Source organism: Rickettsia endosymbiont of Hedychridium roseum (assembly GCF_964028255.1).
Lineage (GTDB): Bacteria > Pseudomonadota > Alphaproteobacteria > Rickettsiales > Rickettsiaceae > Rickettsia > Rickettsia asembonensis.
Genome location: NZ_OZ034753.1, coordinates 1,003,814 through 1,025,836, shown reverse-complemented (window position 1 = coordinate 1,025,836; position 22,023 = coordinate 1,003,814). Strand labels below are relative to the sequence as shown.

The following is a 22,023-nucleotide window of genomic DNA, read 5'->3' as shown; positions in this document are numbered from 1 at the left end:
ATTTAAAGTTGAGTTCTGCATATAGGTTTTAAGTAACATTGTCAAGCCCTAACTGTGTCATACCGCGACTTGATCGCGGTATCTAGCTTAAAATATTAAAATCATTGATATTATAAAAGTTATTTTTTCTGGATCCCGTGGTCAAGCCACGGGATGACATCGGTTCTATCAAACTTTGCTTCGGAATAGAAGTTTCCTTGTAGCCCGCCGACTTTTAAATCAATTAAAAATTTAGCTATTTCTCCGTTTTCTACAAATTCAGCTACTGTTTCAATACCTAAATCTTCTGAAATTTTAATTAATCTTTCTACGAAATACCTACTTTGTACATCACTTGTAATACTACGCACATATTTACCGTCAATTTTGATAATATCAATTGGTAAGCTTTGAAGTTGTTTAAAAGAAGTAAAACCCGAGCCAAAATCATCTAATGCAAATTTACATCCGTACTTACGTAGTTTATTAATAAATAAAGTTATTTTATCATAATTCTCATTGAAAGAAGTTTCTGTAATTTCAATAATTAAACGGTCCCGAACATTATGAGCTTTTAATAAGTTTTCTGCTATTTCCCATAAAGCTTCATCGCCTGTTCCTATATTTGAAATATTAACGGCTAACATTAAGTTTGGGTTGCTTGCAAGTTCGTTAACAGTCATTTCCAAAACAATTTGATCAATTATAAAAATTAATCCTTTATTTTCAGCAATAGGGATTATAGGACCTACGGAAATATAAACGCCGTTCTCGTCAGGTATACGAAGTAGACATTCATAATAATGAACTTTCATGGTATTGCGATCTATTATAGGCTGATAAGCAAATCGCATAGTCTTTTTTGCTAAGGCTTGTCGTAATAAGTTAAGCTGAAGATTAGATTTTCTTATATTTTCCAAATCATGTTCTGTACTGCTATATTCACGGTAATAATAATTATTATTTTGTGAAAGTAACATATTTAATGTTTTTTCAATTTCTTTAGCATTATTACTTACTTTTGGAAATTTAATACTAGCAATATAACAATTCATATAAATTGCCGGCTTCTGTTCATTAATATAAAGCTGTGAAAATAAATATAATTTTCTAGAAAAATTTTTAATTAAGTCAGAATCAGTAGTATTTAGGATAAATAATATTATATCTTTCTTTATTTTCTTAAACTTTGAAAAAATATTAAGTTCTTTGCTTACATCTTCAATGATTTGATCCAAATCTTCAATTATAAAATGCTTATCCTGCTCTATAAATTCTATTTCATCATAATTAACTAATCTACAAGCAAAACATACGCCTTTTTCCAATTTATCTATCTCATCTTGTAAATCTTTATAATCCGTTATTAATTCCGACATTGCCATTTTTATCATAAAATTATATACTTAAGAATATTAGGACATTTTTCCTGTAAATGAAATAAAAATATGAGCCGCATAGAAAGGATACAAGAAAAATTAAGTGTGTTAAAACCACATTTTCAAGAAATAATAGATGAAAGCTATAAACATGCTAGTCATTATGACGGAATTCACAGCCATATAAAAATAAGAATTGCTGCAGAAACATTACAGGGAAAAAGCCTAATTGCCAATCATCGCACTATTAATAACTTACTTGCCGATGAATTTAATAGCGGCTTACATGCTTTATCTATAGAGGTAATATGAAAACAAATAATATTTTAAAAGTAGCCGTTGGAGCTAGCAGCGTAGCACAAAAAGCCTTAAATAGTATAGCGGATAAAAGCTGTGGCATAATTGAGGATAAAATAATTAAAGGTAATTACGTCACTCGCGAAGAATTTGAAAAATTACAAACTTTAGTAATAAAACTAAAAAAAGAATTAACAGAGTTAAGCGGTAAATAATTAATCAACTAGCTTTAGAATTTTCTATTTTTGCTTTTAGCTCTTCTATTTCTTCTTTAGATAATCCTGTGAACTCTATTATTTGCTGAACAGTTTTACCTTGTTTTAGCATCATTTGTATTAATTCTGCTTTACCTTTTTCAAAATTTTCAGAAAAGCTATTTCCTCGGCATCTTCCATTAATTTTGCTCTTATGTAGGCGTCGTATTCTTCGGGCGTGAGGTTGTGCATTTCAATTACATTATACGCATCTAATACTTTCTCGCTCTTTATATTTGCAGGCGAACTAGTTTCGTTTTCTGCACACTTAAATAAATGTAACCACTCATCTATAGTATTATCAAACTTATCTTTATCAAATTTTTTAAGCTCTATAAATACATAGGAAAAATCAAATAAATATTGCTTATTTGTTTTAGTTTCAAGCATTTTATGAAGACTTATACAAGGTACTTCATCATCAAACATTTTAGTCTTTATAAGCGAAATAACTATTACCGGTAATAAATCTTTATGCTTTATTCCTTTAGTCAGTTGCTGTACGTAAGAATGAGCAGAATAATATTGTACTCTTTTTAAATAATCGCTTTCATTTCTTTTTTGCATCTCGATTATATACCAGCTACCGGCTTCATCTTTAACCTTTAAATCAAATATGCTTTTTTTCCCTTTATCAATAATAGGTACTTACTCTACAGGTATAAATTCTATTTCTTTAATTCTAAACCCCTCAGGTAATTCAAGAACTGCATTGATAAATTCCTTTAACCTTTCTAAATCACGAAAGATTTTTTTAAATAAACTATCATTTGTAGGATCTAAATATCTTTGCATATTAATTATTACTTTTTAGTATTACTTATATTATATAACTTTTTAAGTAATAAGTAAATAATACTAGAATGTATACTTTAAATAGGTTCTTGCGTGCGGAAAATTAAATTAATCTATTTTTTGACAAAAATTATGTCTTTTGATCGGTTCTGATTGATACTATTGCTGACATGCCGGGGACTAGATTAGCATTTGGGGATTCAAAATCTATTAAAACAGTTACACGTTGTACGATTTTAGTAAAATTACCTGTAGCATTATCGGGTGGGATTAAACTAAATTTAGAACCGGTAGCAGGAGCGATATTACGAATCCTCCCGTAAATTATTTTTTTAGGCAAAGCATCAAATTCAATTTTGACTTTCATGCCGGACTTAAATTTCTTAATTTGCGTTTCTTTAAAATTAGCCTGAATATACATAGTATTATCTTGAACTATAGAAAACAACGCCCTACCCGGTACTATATAATTTCCGACTTCTAAACTACTATTACCGAATATACCGGGTACCATAGCAATAAGTTTAGTATTTTGTAAGCTCCTTAACTTTACTTTTTTGTTTTCCGTTAGCTCTTTAAGTTTTTCCTGTTCTGCTGCTTTTTCAAGCTCAAGAAGTTGTAAATTTTGCTTAGATATATCTAAATCTAACTGTGCTTGTTTATAATCCGTTTTGGCTTTTTGATATGCGTTTTTAGAATCATCTAACGTTTTAGAGCTAGCAAATTTTGCCTTATTTAATTCCTGCACTCTAGTAAAATCTGTTGAAACAATATCAAAGCTTATTTTAGTAAGCTTTAATTTTTCAGACGCTTGCTCTAGGCTAATCTGCCCTATTGAGATTTTCTGCTCTATAATTTCTATATTTTTTATGCAAGCTTCAATAGATGCTTCAAGTGCTGCAAGCTTTGCCTTATAATCTCTATCGTCAATTTCTCCTATCAGATCGCCTTTATTAACTTTAGTATTATCGGTAACAAATAACTTTGTTAAAACACCGCTAACTTCAGCACTAACATTTGAAATATCTGCATCTATGTAAGCATTATCCGTGGATTGTGTATTTGCCCAAACATAAATTCTATATCCCAAATAAATAAATATTATTAAGGCTATAATAATTACATATTTAGTAAATGGATGATGTTTATATTTGTCGATAGCTTGTTGTAATACACTCGGCATAATTAACTTTACCAATACCCTCTATGTTTAAAAAAATAACAAATTGGTATAGAAAGAATATATATAACTGCAATTAACGGCAGTGAATACCATGGATATATGATAAGATTTATAATAACAATAGCAACTAAAATCATTGCAAGCGATAAATATTCAGGTTTAATACTCAAATTTTTTGTTGAGATTGTAGGAAGCCTACTAGCAAGTAGAAAAGCTATAATAGCCAAATATATATTAATTGTTATAGTGTGAGTACGGGTATTGATATTTAATAACGTACCGATTTCAAAATCTATCATTACAGGCATTAAAGCAAGTAAAGCACCGCATGGGGCAGGTACACCGGTAAAAAAATATTCAGTTTTTTTATCTTGTTTAGGTTGATAAATACCAACGTTAAAGCGAGCTAAACGTAGTGCCATACACACTATAAATAATAGCATTACTGCTGATGAAAATACCTTATATTCATATTGCTGAAAAGACCATAAATATATTAAATAAGCAGGAGCTATACCAAAATTAGCAAAATCGCATAATGAATCAAGCTCTGCACCAAATGGGCTAGCTGCATTTAGCATCCTTGCTATTCTACCATCGATACCGTCAATAATAGCCGCTACTATAATGCAATATACCGCAAGTTCCCATCTGCTATCCAAAGCAAATTTTATAGAACTCATACCGGTTACTAAACCAAGCAACGTAATAAAGTTGGGAATTAATTTTATTAGAGGTACAGGCTTAGTTATTATAGATTTACGAATTTTTAACAATTTTTATACTCCCAAGTGTCATACCATGGCTTGACCACGGTATCTATAAAAACAATAAAAAATACTAGTATTTTTACTGGATCCCGCGATCAAGTCGCGGGATGACAAGATGGTGGAATCGATCAACACAACAACGCTGGTCAAGCCCACGGTATGATATTTAACTATCTTCTCTCAAACTTAAATTCTGCCGTCTTTTTACGTCCAAAATCAGCAATGATAGTTTCACCACCTATAGCAGTCTGCCCTTTACTCACTAATAAAGCTGTTTTCAACGGTAGATAAACATCTACTCTGCTACCGAAACGAATTATACCGTATCGCTCGCCCGTTTTAACTTCATTACCCTCTTCTAAATCACAAACTATACGCCTTGCTATAAGTCCGGCTATTTGAACAAAAACAATTTTCTGCCCTTGATCAGTTTCCATTAATACTGATTGACGCTCATTATAAATACTAGCTTTATCAAGTGAAGCATTAAAAAACTTTCCGGTATTATAATGAAGTGCTAAAATTTTTCCGTTTGCCGGGATTCTATTAACATGGACATTAAAAATATTTAGAAAAATACTAACTCTAATCATTTCCACATCACCAAGACCTAATTCCGGGGGCGGCAATACTTCCTTAATTTCTTGAATTATTCCGTCCGCAGGACTTATTACCAGATCATCACTTATAGGCACAAAGCGATCAGGATTACGGAAAAAATAAATACACCAAGCAGTAGCAATAAATCCAATACAGCCAAGTTTTTCATTAAATGATGCTAATAAAAAACTTACTAATGCAAAGCTAGCAATAAATATATATCCTTCGCGGTGAATAATTTTAAATAAATCATTATATTGTTTCATTTTAATCTCTATGAATCTCCTTATTATTTTTAACTATGCCTGCTCTGCTTTATCCTCTTGGTTCTCACTCTCATCTTCATCTTCTTCTTGAGGGGTAGCCTGGGCTTCTTGGGCAGAACCAAGAGCATATACGCATAAATCCGGAAGTGGAACACCGTTTTTTTTGGCAAGATCATTTAGCTGTGATATTGCTTTCATAACCTCATCAGGAATAGTACCGCCTCTTTCGTCAGATAACCATTTTGCTTGAAATTGTAGCGGATGATGCCCTTCTTGAGGCGTACCTATATAAAACTTAAACTTGGCTCTTTGTCCACCAAAATCGCAGTCAAATTCAAACTCTTTATAATGTGCCATAACTTTATGAATTAATAATTATATTAATATTATTATATTCTAACAATAAAAATGCAAATCTAAAATAATTTCTGTCCAAGAGGTTACTGTATCAGTTACTTTAAAGCTAATTAAATGCTTTTTTGCTACAAATTATAAGATTTTCTTGAAATAGGAACTACTATTCTTTCTAAAATCTTATTAATTTTCGCTATAAAATCTCTTTAATTATCAATTAAAATAACTGATACATATAACCTCTAATATTTTTTAAGTTTCTTAGTAATATAACGATTTGAATATATAAATTTATCGGTAGAATCTATAATTATTCCGCCTGCTTCCTTAATAAGAAGCTCAAATGCATAATATAATGTAAAATTTAATAATGATAAACATATTAAATCCGCTTTACCTGATGCTACAAGCGTAGCCCCGTAGCAAGGAGAGCCAAAAGATCTAATATTATCTACCTCTATCTCCTCCAAATCATTATGATTTACATCTTCAATAATTACTAAACAGTTTTTTAAATCGACATTATCGGAAACTCTAAGTCTTAATCCTTGATAATTAGAGTTTAAATTATTTTTTTCTATCCAAGCTCCTTTACCTTTTTCAGCATAATAAATTTCATTAAGAGCAGGAAAATATATTACTGTAGAAGTAGGAGTTAAAACTTCTTGATTCCTTTTTAAATAAGTTACGGATATCGCAAAAAAAGGTATGCTTCTGGCGAAATTATTTAGGCTATCTATAGGATTAATTAAAAAGACACTCTCATAATTATTATTTAAATCGAATTGATCCTCTGGAAAAAATAAATATTGTGTATGTTTTTGTAATTCTTCACATAATAAAGTTTTTAATCTTAAATAAGATCGCTTACAAAATTCTTCGTTTCTTACAGAATTTTTTTGCAGCATTTCGAGTTCTAAAAAATCTCTATGCAAAAACTTAACTGCTTTACGCAGGGCATTAATTAATAAATTAGTTATAGGTTGCATTTTATTTTAATAGTTAATTTATTACAGCGTCATACCGTGGATAAATCGGCATTGTTGCATGGATCGAAAAATCTACTCGATGTCATTCCTGCGAAAGCAGGAATCCATTATAAAGCGAGATAAATCGAGCTTTTAGTTTTAAAAACTTGTTATATTTATACTTTTTTTTGGATTCCTGCTTTCGCAGGAATGACATTAAACTTACTTTGCCCTTTCGACATATGTCATATCATCAGTTTTAACAACAATTTTTTCTCCTACTTCTAAATATTGCGGAACCTTAACTTTAATACCGTTTTCTAAAATTGCCGGTTTATAAGAAGCGGTAGCGGTTGCTCCTTTTATTACCGGATCAGTTTCACTAATTTCAAGTATAACAGTTGGAGGAAGCTCAATATTTAAAGGCTTCTCATTATAAAATTCGACTTTAACAATCATATTTTCAGTTAAGAAAGGTAATTTTTCTTCTAAAATTTCCTTGGGAACATTTATTTGTTCAAAATGTTTGGTGTCCATCAATACCAAATCATCACCTTCAAAATATAAAAATTGATAATCTTTTTGTTCAAGTTCGGCTTTTTCTAAATAATCGGAAGAACTGAATCTTTCGTTACGCTTTGTCCCTGTTTTTAAATTTTTCATCTCAACTTGTACATAAGCTCCACCTTTCCCTGGTTGAGTATGTTCCGGTGTTTTGCTTACAACCCATAAATCATTATTATAAACTAATATGTTACCTGTTCTAATTGAATTTGCTGAAATTTTCATATATTATACATTTAAGACTTAAAATTAAAGTATAAATATACAAATTATTTCCTTTAAAAACAAGAATTTAATCTTATGACCACAATATTAGTAGTAGATGATATAGAAACCAATATTAAGTTACTGACAGCCAAACTTTTAAAAGAGTATTATACGGTTCTTACTGCAAATAGCGGCAAAGAATCACTAGCAATTCTTAAAAAAGGAAAAATTGATATTATACTACTTGATGTTATGATGCCGGAAATGGATGGATTTGAGGTATGTAAAACGATAAAAACCGATCCGGAAACTACTCATATACCGGTTGTAATGGTAACTGCACTTTCTGATATTGATGATCGAGTTAAAGGTCTTGAGGCAGGAGCTGATGAGTTTTTAACAAAGCCGATTAACGATACTGCTCTATTTGTAAGACTTAAATCGCTATCTAGAATGAAAAGCTTAATTGATGAGTTAAAGCTTCGTAATAGCACTAATGCATTATTAGGCGTAACAAATATCGAAATGCATGACACTTTTGCAGATAAAAAAATATTACTAATTAATGATGATGTGGTACAAGCTAAAAATATAAAACAAATGTTACTTAAGATTACCCAAAACGTAAAGGTAATAAGTAATTCCGATGAATTAGATATTATAAATGAATATACACCCGATTTAGTAATTATCAGTAGTACGCTCGAAAATGAAGATCCTTTGAGAATCAGTGTTATTTTAAGAGGTAAAGCAGAAATAAGCGGCGTGGTAATAATTTTACAAATTGATGAAGACGGTATGCCTTTAGTTGTGAAAGGTATTGAACTCGGTATTAATGATTATTTCGTTTATCCTATAGAGGAAAGCGAATTACTTGCTAGAATTAGAACACAATTAAGGCGTAAGCAATATCAAGACAATCTACGTAATGATCTTGAACAAAGTGTTAATTTAGCAGCTAAAGACGGCTTAACCGGCTTATTTAATCGTCGCTATTTCGATATACACCTCAAACAAATGATTGAGAAAGCTAATAAAGAAAGTATTAAATTATATTTACTTATGTGCGATATCGACAATTTTAAACACGTAAACGATACTTACGGTCATCAAGCAGGCGATAAGGTTTTAACGATTGTATCCCGTATTTTGAAGAATACTCTCAGAGTAACAGACTTAATAGCAAGATTCGGCGGTGAAGAATTTACTATACTTTTAACGGATATAGATATTTCTAAAGCAATTGAAACTGCGGAGAGAGTTAGAGTTAAAATAGAATATATGGATTTTCACATTGAAGATCAAATTGAACCTTTAAAAAAAACTATTTCAATCGGAGTTACGGAATATAAAAAAGAAGAATCAATAGAATCTTTCATTGAACGTGCTGACAAAGCTATGTATGAAGCTAAAACAACGGGTAAAAATAAAGTAGTAAAATTATAATTGATTTTTTAAAGTAAACAAATAATGAGAAATTCTTCCAAAAAACATCTTGATTTACCATATAGACCAGGAGTCGGCATGATGATATTAAATGCCGATAACCATATATTCGTCGGTAAAAGAATAGATACAAAAATATCTGCATGGCAAATGCCGCAAGGTGGGATAGTTCCCGGCGAAACACCAAGTATTGCAGCAATGCGTGAGATGTTAGAAGAAATAGGAAGCGATAAAGGATATATTATTGCCGAAAGCAAATGCTGGTATAGTTATGATGTACCAAGCTTTTTAATACCTAAATTGTGGAACGGTAATTTTCGTGGACAAAAACAACGCTGGTTTTTAATTAGATTTACCGGAAATAACGAAGATATTAATATAAATACCTCTAATCCGGAATTTGACCAATGGCGTTGGGCATCACTTGACGAACTATTATCTATTATAATTCCTTTCAAACGGAAACTTTATCAAGCCGTGGTAAAAGAATTTGAATCATTAATTCAGTAAAAATTTTATATACACCTCTCATAAATGAAGAGTTGGTAGACGAAGTTTAATTTGGAAAAGAGCAAGGCATCTAGAAGCTGATAAACGCAGCGTACATACTAGTACGTGAGGAGGTGCTGTCTCACTAAGTGTGTAAATTTCTAGGATAGGTTATATTAACAATAATATAATTTATCAGGAATAACATGAGTAACAGTAACCAAGAGAAGATAAAACAAGCAGTAGATTTGCTAATAGATAAAGATACTGATTTAACGAGTTTTTTTGCCAAAGACGGGATATTAAAGCAGTTAACTAAAAATATATTTGAAAGAGCCTTAAAAGCTGAGATGGATGAGCATCTTGTCTATAACAAATATGGCAGGATAGAGACTGACAATAGTAGAAATGGTGTATGCAAAAAAAGCCTAATTACTGAAGGTGGAGTATTGGAACTTGAAGTACCACGTGATAGAAATGCTGAATTTTCTCCTGTACTAGTGCCAAAGCGTCAGACTAGGATTGATGGATTAGATCAGAAGATATTATCCTTATATGCTAAAGGGATGAGCCTCTCTGACATTAAGATTCAGATTCATGAGCTATATGGTGCAGAGAACAGTGAAAGCCTTATTAGTCGGGTTACCGATAATGTTATGGATGAGGTCAGGAGTTGGCAGAATAGGCCTCTGGAAGCCATATATGCTATAGTATATTTTGATGCACTTATAGTTAAAGTACGTCAAGATAAGAGAATTATCAATAAGGCAGTATATGTAGCTTTAGGTGTAGATTTAACCGGAAGGAAAGATATTTTAGGCTTGTGTATTAGCGAGAATGAGGGAGCTAAATTTTGGTTAAATAATTTTACTGAAATGAAAGACAGGGGATTAAAAGATATCTTAATTGCTTGTAGCGATAATCTAACGGGCATGAGTGAGGCGATATCTGCAGTATATCCACAAACTGAGCATCAGCTGTGCATTGTACATCAAATCAGAAATAGTTTGTCATATGTAAGCTATAAAGACCGTAAAGAACTTGCAGCAGATTTGAAGCTAGTATACAGCTCTATCACTGAGGATGAAGCACTTACTGCCTTATCTGATTTTGATATGAAATGGGGCAAACAGTACCCACATATTGCAAAATCATGGCAAAATAATTGGCAGAATTTGATAATTTTTTTACAATACCCAGAAGTGATTAGGCGTATCATTTATACAACCAATGCAATCGAAGGTTTAAATAGTCAATTACGCAAGGTTACTAATAACAAAAGGGGTTTTCCTAACGACGACTCTGTATTTAAGACTTTGTACTTGACAATTGACTATATTACGCGAAAATGGAATATGCCTATCCAAAATTGGGGAGAGGACATGGCTCACTTTTTGATAAAATTTGAGGGGCGAATTTAATGCCTATTTTAGAATTTACACACTTATATATCCAGAGCCGACCTATCGTCTATCCCTTCAAGGTCCATCTCTTCCTTTAAGGCTTCCATACTACAGCTACTAAATACATCAAGGTTATTCTGCTCGGCTTGCCATTTTAAGCTAGCTTCTTTAAAACTAACAATACCATTTTCAATTTCTTCTAATGTCCAATTTTTTATTTCGTGTAAAAAATTCTCTATATCTGCTTTTGCTTCTGGATTTTTTTCGATAAATGGATTAAAAAACTCCTTGATACCCGCTAATAATTCTTCTTTTCCAGGTTCTGTGTCTGTTATATCTTTAGAATCTAGAGCTTGAGCTATCGGTGTATTAACTGCATCCTCGTTGTTTGCTATATCCTCTTCTTCAAAGCCTTCATCAAGCTCGTTATTAGAAGTATTAATGTGGAATAGCTCTTTATAAGAATCATTTATAATAATTTTATCATCAGGATTATTTGCATTATAATTATTTATTATTTTATCAATAGCTTCTTTAAACTTTTCATTATAAGGTGCATCTCTAAAGGTAGAGCTTTCATATATAGATTTTTTAGCAAATTCTTTTAGTGCTTGAAGATTTTCAGTACTAGAATTACTCATCTCAGCATGTTTTTCCAGAATATAAGTAGCTATTTCTATTAATTTATCACCAAAAATTCTTTGAGCGGTTATTTCATCAGCTTGTTGTGTTGCTTCTAATATTTTACCGGGCATATTATTTTTTAATAGCTCTATTATTCCTCCGCCGCAACAAACAGTTTGGTAATCATCATTATTTTCTTCTTTTAATGATAAATATAAAGCGTTGTCTATGTTATAGTTATTTTCTTTTAATAATTTCCATGTTTGTAAGGTTGGGTCATTAGCATATACTCCACCATCAATAATTTTATGTAATTTAGTATTGGTTATACTACTGAAATTGTGGCTGAGGAAATATCCGGGTGCTGCAGTGATTCCTTGTATTATATCTGAAAGGTAATAATCATTATCTTCACTTTTTCTAGCCTCTATAGTAGAGAAAGTCATAAGAGGATTTTGTTTATTATTTAGATCATAACCTGTAACTACAACATCACCGATTAAATCCTTTAGGGTATAATCCTTACAATATTCTTTCAATAACTTTACTAATGGTTCAGGAGAAAATTTATAGCTGAATAAGCCATTAAAACTCCAAAATTTTCTAAAAGTTAATCCTTCCGGAAAAATATCGTGTGCCATTTCTTCAAACAGTTCTTGAGCTTGCTCTGCACTGAATAAAGGTTTTCCGGGATTATTAGGATCCGGTAAATTAAGCAAAATAGGAATAAGTCCTCCAACACTGGTCCCTCCAGTAAAATCGAATATCTTGCAAGTAGGCTTACCGGTTATTTGCTCTATTATTTTTAATTTTTCTAAATGGATCTCTCCTTTTACTCCGCCGCCCTCAAATAGTGCTAAGCTACTCTTATTAGTATTGCTTATATCTACCATAACCACCTTTCAAAAATACTAAGAGAGCAAAATATAATAAAAATTAACTTTTGTCAATAAATTTATCTGTATAAACTTAACAAAATTTAACTTATACAATAAAATTGTAACTATTAGTAAAGAAGACTTGATTAATGATTAATATTTTAGTATATAGCTAATATTATAACTATAATGGTATGAGATATGCTTAAATCTAGTGATTATGACATCGACCCTAAGTTATTAGCAACTGAAGTAAATAAAATGATGCCATCAGTAATGTTAGTAATGAAAGATTTAGATAGTATTGAAGATAAAATAGCTTATGGAAAAGAAGAATTATTGAAGTATCTTATGGGTGGTGAAATAGTTAAAGCTTTAGCATTCATGGATTGCTTTGAAGGAAATACAGGAGAAAGATTAAAGATTAATGATATAGTAAACTATGACCTTAAGGATATTGAAAGTGAATCTACTACTTTTACTGAGCATAATACAGACGGCTTACCCTATACAAATGACTCTTATACTCTCAGTGAAGCTGCATATACTTTACTTGGATTTATAAAAATATACTTGCCTGAATAATTAAAAACTTAATTCTACTACAAATAATGACACTAAAATACGAAAACTTTGATAGCTCCTCTGATGAAGAGTTAAAAGAAAATTACACTTTACCTCAATATCTTAATTTTTTATCAAGAAATATAATTAATATTAATTTTATAAGTACTTCTGAAGGATTAAAACTTAGACTTGGTTTAATATTACATAATTTAGCTGATAGATTTTTTAAATATTCTACTATTAGAAATATTTATAAAAAAATTAAATCTGAAATATTAACAGTAGATAATGATTATTACGAAGAAAATTTTAATATTATTAAAACTGCTTTTAATAAACATTTTAATAAATTATTTAAAGATGATAACAAAGAAAATATAAGTGATAAGGATTATCAAAAGCTATTGCATTTTGTATTTAATCCAAATCACTCTATTCCTGAGATATTTACTTTAGCAGACGGTATTACTGCTGAGCATGCAAAGAAAGTATTATTACAAGAATTGCAAAACAGTAATATCAACCTAAAAGGTATAAGTAATAACCCATTAAATTTTACAATATATAATTCTAAAGGACTTCTAGCTTTTGCTGAAATGATTGGCAGGAATAATAAAAATCAGCTAAAGCACCGGATTTTAGAAGAAATAAATAGTGATTTATCTACTATATGTAAGATCTCAAATACTAAAGAAGAAACTTTTACAATTAATCATATAGTACATTATAAAACCGGTAATGTACAAACAGATGTACCTGGCTTAGGAAAATATGATGAAATTTTATCTAAATTTGAGCAAGAACATGAATATAAACATGCTATTATAAAACGTATATTTGAAGTTGTGCATGCTAAAGAATCAACGCAAAATATAGAAGAATTACCGCGAAAACTAAATTACTTTGCAGAAAAGTTAACACATTTGTTATTTATAGTCGAAACACATAAAAATAATGCAACCCTATTTACAGCTCCTATGTTTTTAGAACTTATTAATAAAGATGGGATATTTATATCTGATAAAGAGCTTTTTCCTATGTCTACAGAGCATGCTGTTGCTCAAACAAGAGGTATACTTAAAAACTATAAATATGTGTTACCAAATTCCTGTTCAATAGATTATGACATTACAAATGTACAAAACGGCAATCTATTACTTATTAAAGAAGGTAATATATTAATAAAATGGCTTAGTGAAAACTTCAACAATGCTAAATTAGAGAATATAGCACTGGTATTTGATACTTTAGCTTTAATACAGAATTATAAAAACAAAAATATAGATAATATAAAAATTAATGATATCAAACATTTTTTAGAAAAAGTTCATAAATTAGAGAATTGTCCTATAAATTTGTTAAATTCATTAGACCAAAATTTAACTGCTTTAATTCTTAAAGTAAATAATATAGGAGAACGCAATTTAAAACTTACAAAAACTAAATTGCTTGAAAAAAAGGATTTTTCGGGGGATTTAAAGAACTTAATTGAAATAACCTACTTGGAATTTACTGAAAGCTTAAAAAATATTGAAGGGTTTTTAGCTCAAAAACAAGCATCTCTCAAGAAAGAAATTAAAAAAATCTTACCTGAAATTCTACAAATTTTATGTGCTAAAATAAAAGAATGGTATGATATTGATACTCCTGAATATACCAAAGATGTATTACAAGATATTACCTTAAAATTTAATCAAACTATTTCTCCTAGAAAGAGATTAAAACTTTCTTTTTCTAAAAAAGTAGATATGTATAAGGAAAATGATGATGATAGTAATCAAACTGTGGAAACAATTGCTATAGATGATAGTATGAAAGAATATTTTAAACTAATTGGAGAACATACTAATACTATATGCGATTAAAAACAGTATTAATATTATAGTCTTTTTGAGGTCCTAGAACTTGGTAGTTAAGAGTAAAAGAATCAGGATTTAAAAATATATAGGTAGCATTATATTCATCGCTGCCGCATAAATGGCTACCTATAGCTCTTGAGTTATCTATAAAATCTAAACGATGAAATAAGCTATTTTCTGCTTTGGCAAAATATTTTACAATATTATTTTTTTCTAAAATATATCTATATTCTTTATTAGCAAGGATTTGATGATCGTAGTCGTTATAGTGAATTTGCAATTCCTCTTTATAGATTAATTCATTTAAATTTTCGGGCAGAAAATACGCCATCCCCTCACCGTAACCATAATTATCTATAATTCTGTTAATTCGGTACTTTCCGGATAATCTTAAAAAAATTTCTTTTGCAAAAATACTATTTAATACCCCCAATTACTCATAATGTCCCCACATGCTAAGTATTTTTATTATTTTTTCTTTTTCAAAGATTTCATATACCAATCTATGCTGTAAATTAATTCTTATAGAATGCTTACCTACTAAATTACGGTAAAGTTTTTTACTATTTGGAAGAGTGGGATTAACAGCTAAATCATTACATAATTGTTCTGCTTTATCTATTAATTTAGCTGCAATTAATTTATCTTTGTCAGCTATAGTTTTTTTGTGATATATCAAAGTATATTTCATTTTTTCCAAAATTCCTCATGGCTAACAAATTCTTCTAATGGTTTTTTACTAGCTTCAAGGATTCTTTTTACTAAGCCCGGTTTAGAGTACAAATATAAAGTTTCTTGCAATCCTTCATAGTCTTGTTCTGATATGATTACTGCATTATTACGTTTTCCCTTTATATAAATAGGTTCATGAGTTTTATTTGTCTCATCAATAAGATTAGATAATTTAGCTCGTGCCTGCGTGCTTGTATAAATAGTCATAATATTATCTCTGGGGAGTTATATATTTAAGTGTACACTATTACGTACATAATAGCAATAATTAACCTACGCTTAGGGGTAAATTATACCGAGATAATCTTGAAAAAATTTCTTGGATTGGATTGTTTTTTTGAGGGCATTTGGTATATATCTATGTCATTTCTGCGTAGATCGAAAAACCAGTTCAATGTCATTCCCGCTTTCGCGGGAATGACATAGTACTTTGCTAATTCTGCAATATTTTCATCAGCAAATTAATCTCTTCGCGTAATTCTATATCGTTTTCCAGCAATTCTTCTACTTTCTTAATAGCATGCATAACCGTCGTGTGGTCTTTTTTACCGAATTTTTTACCGATATCTGCAAGGCTTTTCGGTGTTAATGCTTTACTAAGATACATAGCTATTTGACGCGGTCTTGCAACTTCTCGTAATCTTCGAGAAGAAGACATATCGGATAATTTAATATTATAACGACTAGCTACCTTTTTCTGAATATCTTCAACGGTAATTATTCTTTCATTAGAACGTAATAAATCTCTTAAAATATTTTGTGTATTTTCGAGTGTAATTTCTTTTAAAGTAAAATTAGAATGAGCTATCACTTTATTTAAAGCTCCTTCAAGCTCTCTAACGTTTGAGACGATTTTAGATGCTAAAAAATCAATTACGTCTTTCGGTATTTTAACATTCATCTGCTCAATCTTAGATTCTAGAATACCGAGTCGTAGCTCATAAGTAGTACTATGAACGTCGGCAACTAAGCCCCACCCAAGTCGAGACTTTATCCGATCTTCAATATTATCTAAATCTGAAGGGGACCTATCACAAGAAATAACCATTTGACGGTTATTATCAATCAATGTATTAAAAGTATGGAAAAATTCTTCCTGCGTACTATCTTTACCGCAAATAAATTGAATATCATCAATCATTAACACGTCAACTGAGCGGAATTTCTCTTTAAACGAGATTACTTCTTTATTACGCAGAGCTTTAACAAACTGATACATAAACTTCTCTGCAGACATATATATCACTTTGCGGCTTGGGTTATTCTGCTTGATATACCAACCGATTGCATGCATTAAATGAGTTTTACCAAGCCCTACGCCGCCATATAGAAAAAGCGGATTAGACTCAGAAACCGCACCTGATGATTCCGCAACCGCTCTTGCTGCTGCATAAGCTAGTTCATTTGGGGCTCCAACTACAAAATTATCGAAAGTAAAACGTACGTCAAAGGTTGAAAAGATATTTTCCGAATTAAGCTCACTGCTGCTGATATCGGCAAAAGTCTTAGTAGGTAATTCTATAACTGTTTGGGTTGTCCCAGGTAACTCTTTAGTAATTATTTCAATCGACTTAATGGTATTATTATAATGTTGAAATAGTTGCAATATGACCATAGAGTATTTGGATTTTATCCAATCTCTAACAAAGTTAGTAGGGGCACAAAGAATAACGGTATTTAATGAAGACTCTATAAAATTGACTTTACTAAACCAGCTATTATATAGAGTTTCACCGTAATGATTGTAAAGATCTTGAGCCACGTGACTCCAGACATTTACATAATTATCACCTTGATCCGTTAAAATTATTTGATTAGTACTCACTTAAAACTGCCACGGTAAGTTATTTTGTTTCCAGCCTTTGTCTTGATTATTTCCTTCAAAGCCGTCACTAATATTATAACAATTTTTATAACCTATATTAGTTATAAAATTTGCTGCGATAAATGACCTATATCCTGAACGGCACAGAAAAAATATTAATAAACTTCTTGCATAACTTGCTTCTAAGGGTAATTGGTACGTCAATCCGGTACTCGCATCCTCACATACTCTTTTATACGCTGCGGTGCTGCGTTCCGTGTTTCCTTCAAATTCCTCCTTATTAGCGGACGTTTGTAAGAAGTTTGTTGCATCTATTTTATCTTTAATTATAGATAAAAAATTATCTTCAAAATCTTTATTCAATTGCCAACTTAGAAAGACCACCTTATTTTTATTATCTAAATGAGGTATCCCAACTTGTTGCCACTCTTCTTTAGTTCTAACATCCACAAGAAAAGCATTATCATTTGAAATTAATATATCATAAGCTTTTGTAGAACAGATATTTTGAACCGACATATTTACGCTTTTTTGCTGTTATTGATAATAAAAGTTAATAGAATTTTACCCATGTAGAATGGATTTATTAGAGTGCTTAATTATTAAAGCATTTTTAAATGATCTTGGTATTTAGGTTCTGTGAACAAAATTTTAAATAATATATTTTAGTTCTTTTTTGCTACAAATTATAAGATTTTTTTGAAATATGAATAACTATTCCTACAAAAATCTTATTAATTTTCGCTAAAAAATACCTTAAAATATAAATAGTTAAAGTTTTGTTCACAGAACCTAGTAAATTTAATAATATTATTATAAAAAAATTTTGCAAGATGTTATAGATGAATAAATTAAATAAAAACTCTTTACAAAAGAAACTTTTTTACCGTAGTAAAAACCGAGGTTGCAAAGAAATGGATTATATACTCGGTAGCTTTGCCGAAAAGTACCTATCCTTAATGGATGAAAAAAAACTTGGAAGCTATTCTTTAATACTTGATCAAAACGATAATGACCTTTATAATTGGATTAATAATAAATCTTCTGCTCCTTCTTATCTAGATGCCGAAATAATTGATAAATTACGCAAAATAGCAAAAATATAAATTCCTGTAGAATGTTACAACAAAAATTTCCGGCGGCTGCCAAATCTTTCTTTGCAATCGATAGTTTTACTAAGAATCTTAAGCAAGATTTTATCTTAAGTAGCAGTAATGAAGAGGAGGCGTTGCAATTATACAAGCAAGCTTTATTTTTTTCTTCTAATGAAAATATTTATTACTTTCCAAGCTATGATACTATCCCTTACGACCATACGTCACCAAATGCAAATATCTTATCTAGACGTGCAGAAACATTAACCAAGCTAACAACAGATAATAGTAACGGCAAATTACTCATAACTCATGCAGCGAACTTATTAAACAAATTACCGCCGAAAGATTTTTTTTCTAAATATTTTTTAAAATTATCTCCTAAAATGAAATTTACTACGGATGAGCTTGCTATGTTTCTAGTAGAAAATAGTTTTACAAGAAATGCGAGTAGCATCGATGTCGGGGAATTTGCGGTTAGAGGCGAAATCATTGATATAATATTGCCTGGTCCTAAAGCTTATAGAATTAATTTTAGCTGGGATTATATTGAATCAATAAAAGAATTTGATATTGATACACAAATTTCAACTAAATCTTGCAGCGAACTCGTTATTAGTCCTGCAAATGAGATAGTTTTAAACTCTGAAACAATCGGTAATTTTAAGAATAATTACTTACGAAATTTTGGAGTTAATCATACCGATAATCCTTTATATGAAGCGGTGATATCGGGAAGAAAATTCGCAGGATATGAACAATTACTTCCGTTATTTTATAATTCCTGCTCTAACTTAGTAGATTACCTAAACAATCCTATTTTCATATTCGATAATTTATCAAAACAAGCCATTTTAGAGTTTGAGCATAGTTATAACGATTTTTATTCAGCAAGGTCAGAGGCAAATAAACTTAAATTTAATAGTTTCTATCCCACCCTTTCACCGACTAGCTTATATTTTACCGCTTCTGAAATAACAGAATTACTAGAACAAAAAAATAATATATTGATTAGTTATGAAAATTCTGAGCAAGCAACTCTAATTGAAAATATTAGTTCCGCAAGTTTTATAGAAAAGAAAACGATTTTCGATAAATTATTTGAGATTATTAAAGCTCATTCTTCTAAAAAAATCGTAATAGGTACAGCTTCTTTAAGCGGTCTTGAGAGAATTAAAAGCATCACTCAAAATTATGAATATAAATATAATGAGATAAATAAATTAGATGAGGCTAAGGCTTCAGTAATAAATGTCGGGATAATTCCTTTAAATCAAAGCTTTTATACTAAAGAATATTTATTTATTACCGCTAGCGAATTATTAGAAGAAAAACCTAGCTCTACAAACACTAACAAAAAGCTTAAAAATATCTTGCTGGAGCTTGATAATTTAGCTGAAGGTGAGTTTGTAGTACACAAAGATCATGGAATAGGGCAGTTTTTAAAGCTAGAAGCTTTAGAAATCAAAGGCAAACTACATGATTGTTTAAAGATTTTATATGCCGGTAATGATAAATTATATATACCGGTTGAAAATATAGAGGTAATAAAAAAATACGGTAATGATAATGCAGAGCTTGATAAGCTTGGCAGTGTCTCATGGCAAAGAAGTAGGGCGAAACTTAAAAACCGTATAAAAGAGATAGCACTGCATTTAATACAAATAGCAGCTAAAAGGAAACTTAATAGCAGTGCTTCCGTTGAATTTGACCTTGAAGAATATGATAAATTTTGTGCTAATTTTCCATTCAGCGAAACGGAAGACCAGTTAACCGCTATAAACGATATTAAAGAAGATCTAAGAAACGGTATGTTAATGGATAGGTTAATATGCGGTGATGTCGGGTTTGGTAAAACAGAGGTAGCAATGCGTGCCGTCTTTATGGTAGCAAAATCTCTAAATGAACATTTACCTCAAGTAGCCGTAGTTGTACCGACAACTATTTTATGTAGTCAACATTTTTCAAGGTTCATAGAAAGGTTTAAGAGTTTTGGTTTAAATATTAAGCAATTATCTAGCGTTATTAGTTCTAAAGAAGCAAAAATTATAAGATCGGAGCTTGAAAGCGGTAAAATAAATATAATAATAGGCACTCATTCTTTATTACACAAAAATACAAAATTCTTTAATTTGAAATTGTTAATAATCGATGAAGAACAACATTTCGGTGTCGGTCAAAAAGAATTTCTTAAATCGCTAAAATCCTCTTCCCATGTACTTGCAATGTCGGCAACACCGATTCCTAGAACGCTGCAAATGTCAATGACCGGTTTAAAAGAACTTAGTATTATTGCAACGCCGCCTTTTAACAGGTTGGAAGTTCGGACGATGGTTATGCCGTTTGATCCCGTTATTATCAGAGATGCATTATTACGCGAACATTTTAGAGGTGGAAGAAGCTTTTATGTAGTTCCAAGAATTAAAGATATAGAGGATATCGAAAAACAATTAAAACAAATCGTGCCGGAATTAAGTTATAAAATAGCTCACGGAAAAATGACCCCGAGTAAAATTGATGAGGTTATGAGCGAGTTTTATGCCGGTAAATTCGATATACTAGTCTCAACTACTATTATAGAATCAGGAATTGATATAGCCGAAGCAAATACCATGGTCATACATAAGGCCGATATGCTGGGGCTTAGTCAGCTATATCAATTACGTGGTCGAATAGGTCGAGGTAAAGTGCGGGGCTATGCCTATCTAACGGTAGCAAGTCATAAAAAGATGACATCGCACTCCTTAAGACGTTTAGAGATAATACAAAATAGTTGTGCTTTAGGCTCAGGTTTTACTATTGCAAGTCATGATATGGATTTACGGGGCTTCGGTAATTTGATAGGTGAAGAACAATCAGGACAAATTAAAGAAGTAGGTATTGAACTCTATCAAGAAATGTTGGAAGAACAAATAGCTATTTTTAAAGATGAACCAATTGTCTCGGAACAGCTATTTATTCCGACTATTAATTTAGGATTATCCGTCTTTATTCCCGATAATTATATATCCGATTCAGCCCTTAAACTTGGGCTATATAGAAGAATAGGTAATTTAAGCAATGAGATAGAAGTAGAGAAATTTAAAGATGAGATGATTGATAGATTCGGCTCACTACCGATTGAATTTAATAATTTACTTGATATTGTAAAAATAAAACTATTATGCTTTAAGTTAAATATTGAGAATTTAGATTCAGGAGATAACGGATTTGTGATTAAATTTTATAAAAATGCCGATATGACCGATAAAATTTTGAAATTCGTTAGTACTTACTCTAATCAGGCAAAAATCAAACCGGATAATAAATTAGTATATATCAAGAAATTAGTAGATAAAAATATAATTGTTGAGGCGAATCAGTTACTTTGGAATTTGTCAGAGGTGTAGGTATAATTATGTTATTTCCTGCACTCTTCTATGTCATTCCCGCGAAAGCGGGAATCCAGTGTAAAGCGAGATAAATCGAGCTTTTAATTTCAAAAATTTGT

General features: G+C 30.6%; 23 protein-coding genes and 1 pseudogene. 9 read left to right on the top strand and 15 right to left on the bottom strand.

Annotated features, from left to right (window positions below; genetic code table 11):
* Positions 1-119 precede the first annotated feature (119 nt).
* The gene (locus AC5587_RS06010) at positions 120-1,373 is read right to left on the bottom strand and encodes an EAL domain-containing protein (RefSeq protein WP_499162147.1); all 1,254 of its coding nucleotides are present in this window, start codon (positions 1,371-1,373) and stop codon (positions 120-122) included.
* A 54-nt stretch (positions 1,374-1,427) separates the two neighbouring features.
* On the opposite strand from AC5587_RS06010, the gene AC5587_RS06005 reads away from it, so the two are divergent.
* Together AC5587_RS06005 and AC5587_RS06000 are read left to right on the top strand one after the other, a co-directional pair.
* Positions 1,428-1,670, top strand: a complete 243-nt coding sequence (locus AC5587_RS06005) for a BolA family protein (RefSeq protein WP_202069778.1) — start codon at positions 1,428-1,430, stop codon at positions 1,668-1,670.
* On the top strand, positions 1,667-1,870 hold the full coding sequence (locus AC5587_RS06000; RefSeq protein ID WP_410527152.1) for a hypothetical protein: 204 nt from the start codon (positions 1,667-1,669) through the stop codon (positions 1,868-1,870). Before AC5587_RS06005 ends, AC5587_RS06000 begins: the two co-directional genes overlap by 4 nt.
* A gap of 120 nt (positions 1,871-1,990) precedes the next feature.
* On the opposite strand, the gene AC5587_RS05995 is transcribed toward AC5587_RS06000, so the two are convergent.
* The 8 genes and pseudogenes from AC5587_RS05995 to efp form a co-directional block, all read right to left on the bottom strand.
* Complete coding sequence (locus AC5587_RS05995) at positions 1,991-2,527, bottom strand: PD-(D/E)XK nuclease family transposase (RefSeq protein ID WP_499163008.1); 537 nt, start codon at positions 2,525-2,527, stop codon at positions 1,991-1,993.
* Positions 2,515-2,704: pseudogene (locus AC5587_RS05990) on the bottom strand (hypothetical protein). The gene AC5587_RS05995 and the pseudogene AC5587_RS05990 overlap by 13 nt, the downstream one beginning before the upstream one ends.
* 130 nt (positions 2,705-2,834) lie before the next feature.
* Positions 2,835-3,887 (bottom strand): HlyD family secretion protein, encoded by a 1,053-nt coding sequence (locus AC5587_RS05985; RefSeq protein WP_499162146.1) that lies wholly within the window; start codon positions 3,885-3,887, stop codon positions 2,835-2,837.
* 8 nt (positions 3,888-3,895) lie between these two features.
* A complete protein-coding gene (locus AC5587_RS05980; protein WP_499162145.1) occupies positions 3,896-4,663 on the bottom strand; it encodes a CDP-alcohol phosphatidyltransferase family protein in 768 nt (255 codons plus the stop codon).
* A 164-nt stretch (positions 4,664-4,827) separates the two neighbouring features.
* Complete coding sequence (locus tag AC5587_RS05975) at positions 4,828-5,523, bottom strand: phosphatidylserine decarboxylase (protein ID WP_499162144.1); 696 nt, start codon at positions 5,521-5,523, stop codon at positions 4,828-4,830.
* A gap of 33 nt (positions 5,524-5,556) precedes the next feature.
* Entirely contained in the window at positions 5,557-5,880 is a 324-nt protein-coding gene (locus AC5587_RS05970) for a DUF2610 domain-containing protein (protein ID WP_410527155.1), read from the bottom strand.
* Positions 5,881-6,119: 239 nt separating this feature from the next.
* Positions 6,120-6,866 carry an inositol monophosphatase family protein gene (locus AC5587_RS05965; protein WP_499162143.1) on the bottom strand — a complete coding sequence of 249 codons (747 nt, stop codon included), beginning with the start codon at positions 6,864-6,866 and terminating at the stop codon, positions 6,120-6,122.
* 201 nt (positions 6,867-7,067) lie between these two features.
* On the bottom strand, positions 7,068-7,634 hold the full coding sequence (efp, locus tag AC5587_RS05960; protein ID WP_499162142.1) for an elongation factor P: 567 nt from the start codon (positions 7,632-7,634) through the stop codon (positions 7,068-7,070).
* A gap of 75 nt (positions 7,635-7,709) precedes the next feature.
* On the opposite strand from efp, the gene AC5587_RS05955 reads away from it, so the two are divergent.
* The 3 genes from AC5587_RS05955 (at position 7,710) to AC5587_RS05945 (ending at position 10,972) form a co-directional block, all read left to right on the top strand.
* Positions 7,710-9,062, top strand: a complete 1,353-nt coding sequence (locus AC5587_RS05955; protein ID WP_499162141.1) for a PleD family two-component system response regulator — start codon at positions 7,710-7,712, stop codon at positions 9,060-9,062.
* Positions 9,063-9,086: 24 nt separating this feature from the next.
* The gene (locus AC5587_RS05950) at positions 9,087-9,572 is read left to right on the top strand and encodes an RNA pyrophosphohydrolase (RefSeq protein WP_008580323.1); all 486 of its coding nucleotides are present in this window, start codon (positions 9,087-9,089) and stop codon (positions 9,570-9,572) included.
* A gap of 185 nt (positions 9,573-9,757) precedes the next feature.
* On the top strand, positions 9,758-10,972 hold the full coding sequence (locus AC5587_RS05945) for an IS256 family transposase (RefSeq protein ID WP_499162140.1): 1,215 nt from the start codon (positions 9,758-9,760) through the stop codon (positions 10,970-10,972).
* A gap of 23 nt (positions 10,973-10,995) precedes the next feature.
* Here the strand turns inward: AC5587_RS05945 and AC5587_RS05940 are convergent, their stop codons facing one another.
* Complete coding sequence (locus AC5587_RS05940) at positions 10,996-12,471, bottom strand: patatin-like phospholipase family protein (protein WP_499162139.1); 1,476 nt, start codon at positions 12,469-12,471, stop codon at positions 10,996-10,998.
* Positions 12,472-12,657: 186 nt separating this feature from the next.
* Here AC5587_RS05940 and AC5587_RS05935 point away from each other — a divergent pair, with 186 nt between their 5' ends.
* Together AC5587_RS05935 and AC5587_RS05930 are read left to right on the top strand one after the other, a co-directional pair.
* Entirely contained in the window at positions 12,658-13,041 is a 384-nt protein-coding gene (locus AC5587_RS05935) for a hypothetical protein (RefSeq protein ID WP_499162138.1), read from the top strand.
* A gap of 26 nt (positions 13,042-13,067) precedes the next feature.
* Positions 13,068-14,888: a hypothetical protein gene (locus tag AC5587_RS05930; protein ID WP_499162137.1), complete on the top strand. Its 1,821-nt coding sequence runs from the start codon at positions 13,068-13,070 to the stop codon at positions 14,886-14,888.
* Here the strand turns inward: AC5587_RS05930 and AC5587_RS05925 are convergent.
* The 5 genes from AC5587_RS05925 to AC5587_RS05905 all read right to left on the bottom strand — a co-directional run bounded on the left by AC5587_RS05925 (position 14,875) and on the right by AC5587_RS05905 (position 17,958).
* Positions 14,875-15,315: a DUF6314 family protein gene (locus AC5587_RS05925; RefSeq protein ID WP_499162136.1), complete on the bottom strand. Its 441-nt coding sequence runs from the start codon at positions 15,313-15,315 to the stop codon at positions 14,875-14,877. The two genes, AC5587_RS05930 and AC5587_RS05925, sit on opposite strands and share 14 nt — an antisense overlap.
* On the bottom strand, positions 15,316-15,573 hold the full coding sequence (locus AC5587_RS05920) for a type II toxin-antitoxin system RelE/ParE family toxin (RefSeq protein ID WP_499162135.1): 258 nt from the start codon (positions 15,571-15,573) through the stop codon (positions 15,316-15,318).
* A complete protein-coding gene (locus tag AC5587_RS05915; protein WP_499162134.1) occupies positions 15,570-15,821 on the bottom strand; it encodes a type II toxin-antitoxin system Phd/YefM family antitoxin in 252 nt (83 codons plus the stop codon). The genes AC5587_RS05920 and AC5587_RS05915 overlap by 4 nt, the downstream gene beginning before the upstream one ends.
* A 226-nt stretch (positions 15,822-16,047) precedes the next feature.
* Entirely contained in the window at positions 16,048-17,439 is a 1,392-nt protein-coding gene (gene dnaA / locus AC5587_RS05910; RefSeq protein WP_499162133.1) for a chromosomal replication initiator protein DnaA, read from the bottom strand.
* The gene (locus AC5587_RS05905) at positions 17,440-17,958 is read right to left on the bottom strand and encodes a palindromic element RPE1 domain-containing protein (protein WP_410527082.1); all 519 of its coding nucleotides are present in this window, start codon (positions 17,956-17,958) and stop codon (positions 17,440-17,442) included.
* Positions 17,959-18,281: 323 nt separating this feature from the next.
* Here AC5587_RS05905 and AC5587_RS05900 point away from each other — a divergent pair, with 323 nt between their 5' ends.
* Both AC5587_RS05900 and mfd read left to right on the top strand, forming a co-directional pair.
* Positions 18,282-18,545, top strand: coding sequence for an FAD assembly factor SdhE (locus AC5587_RS05900; RefSeq protein ID WP_011270705.1), 264 nt, complete (start codon positions 18,282-18,284; stop codon positions 18,543-18,545).
* Positions 18,546-18,556: 11 nt separating this feature from the next.
* A complete protein-coding gene (gene mfd / locus AC5587_RS05895; protein ID WP_499162132.1) occupies positions 18,557-21,922 on the top strand; it encodes a transcription-repair coupling factor in 3,366 nt (1,121 codons plus the stop codon).
* Positions 21,923-22,023: the final 101 nt, after the last annotated feature.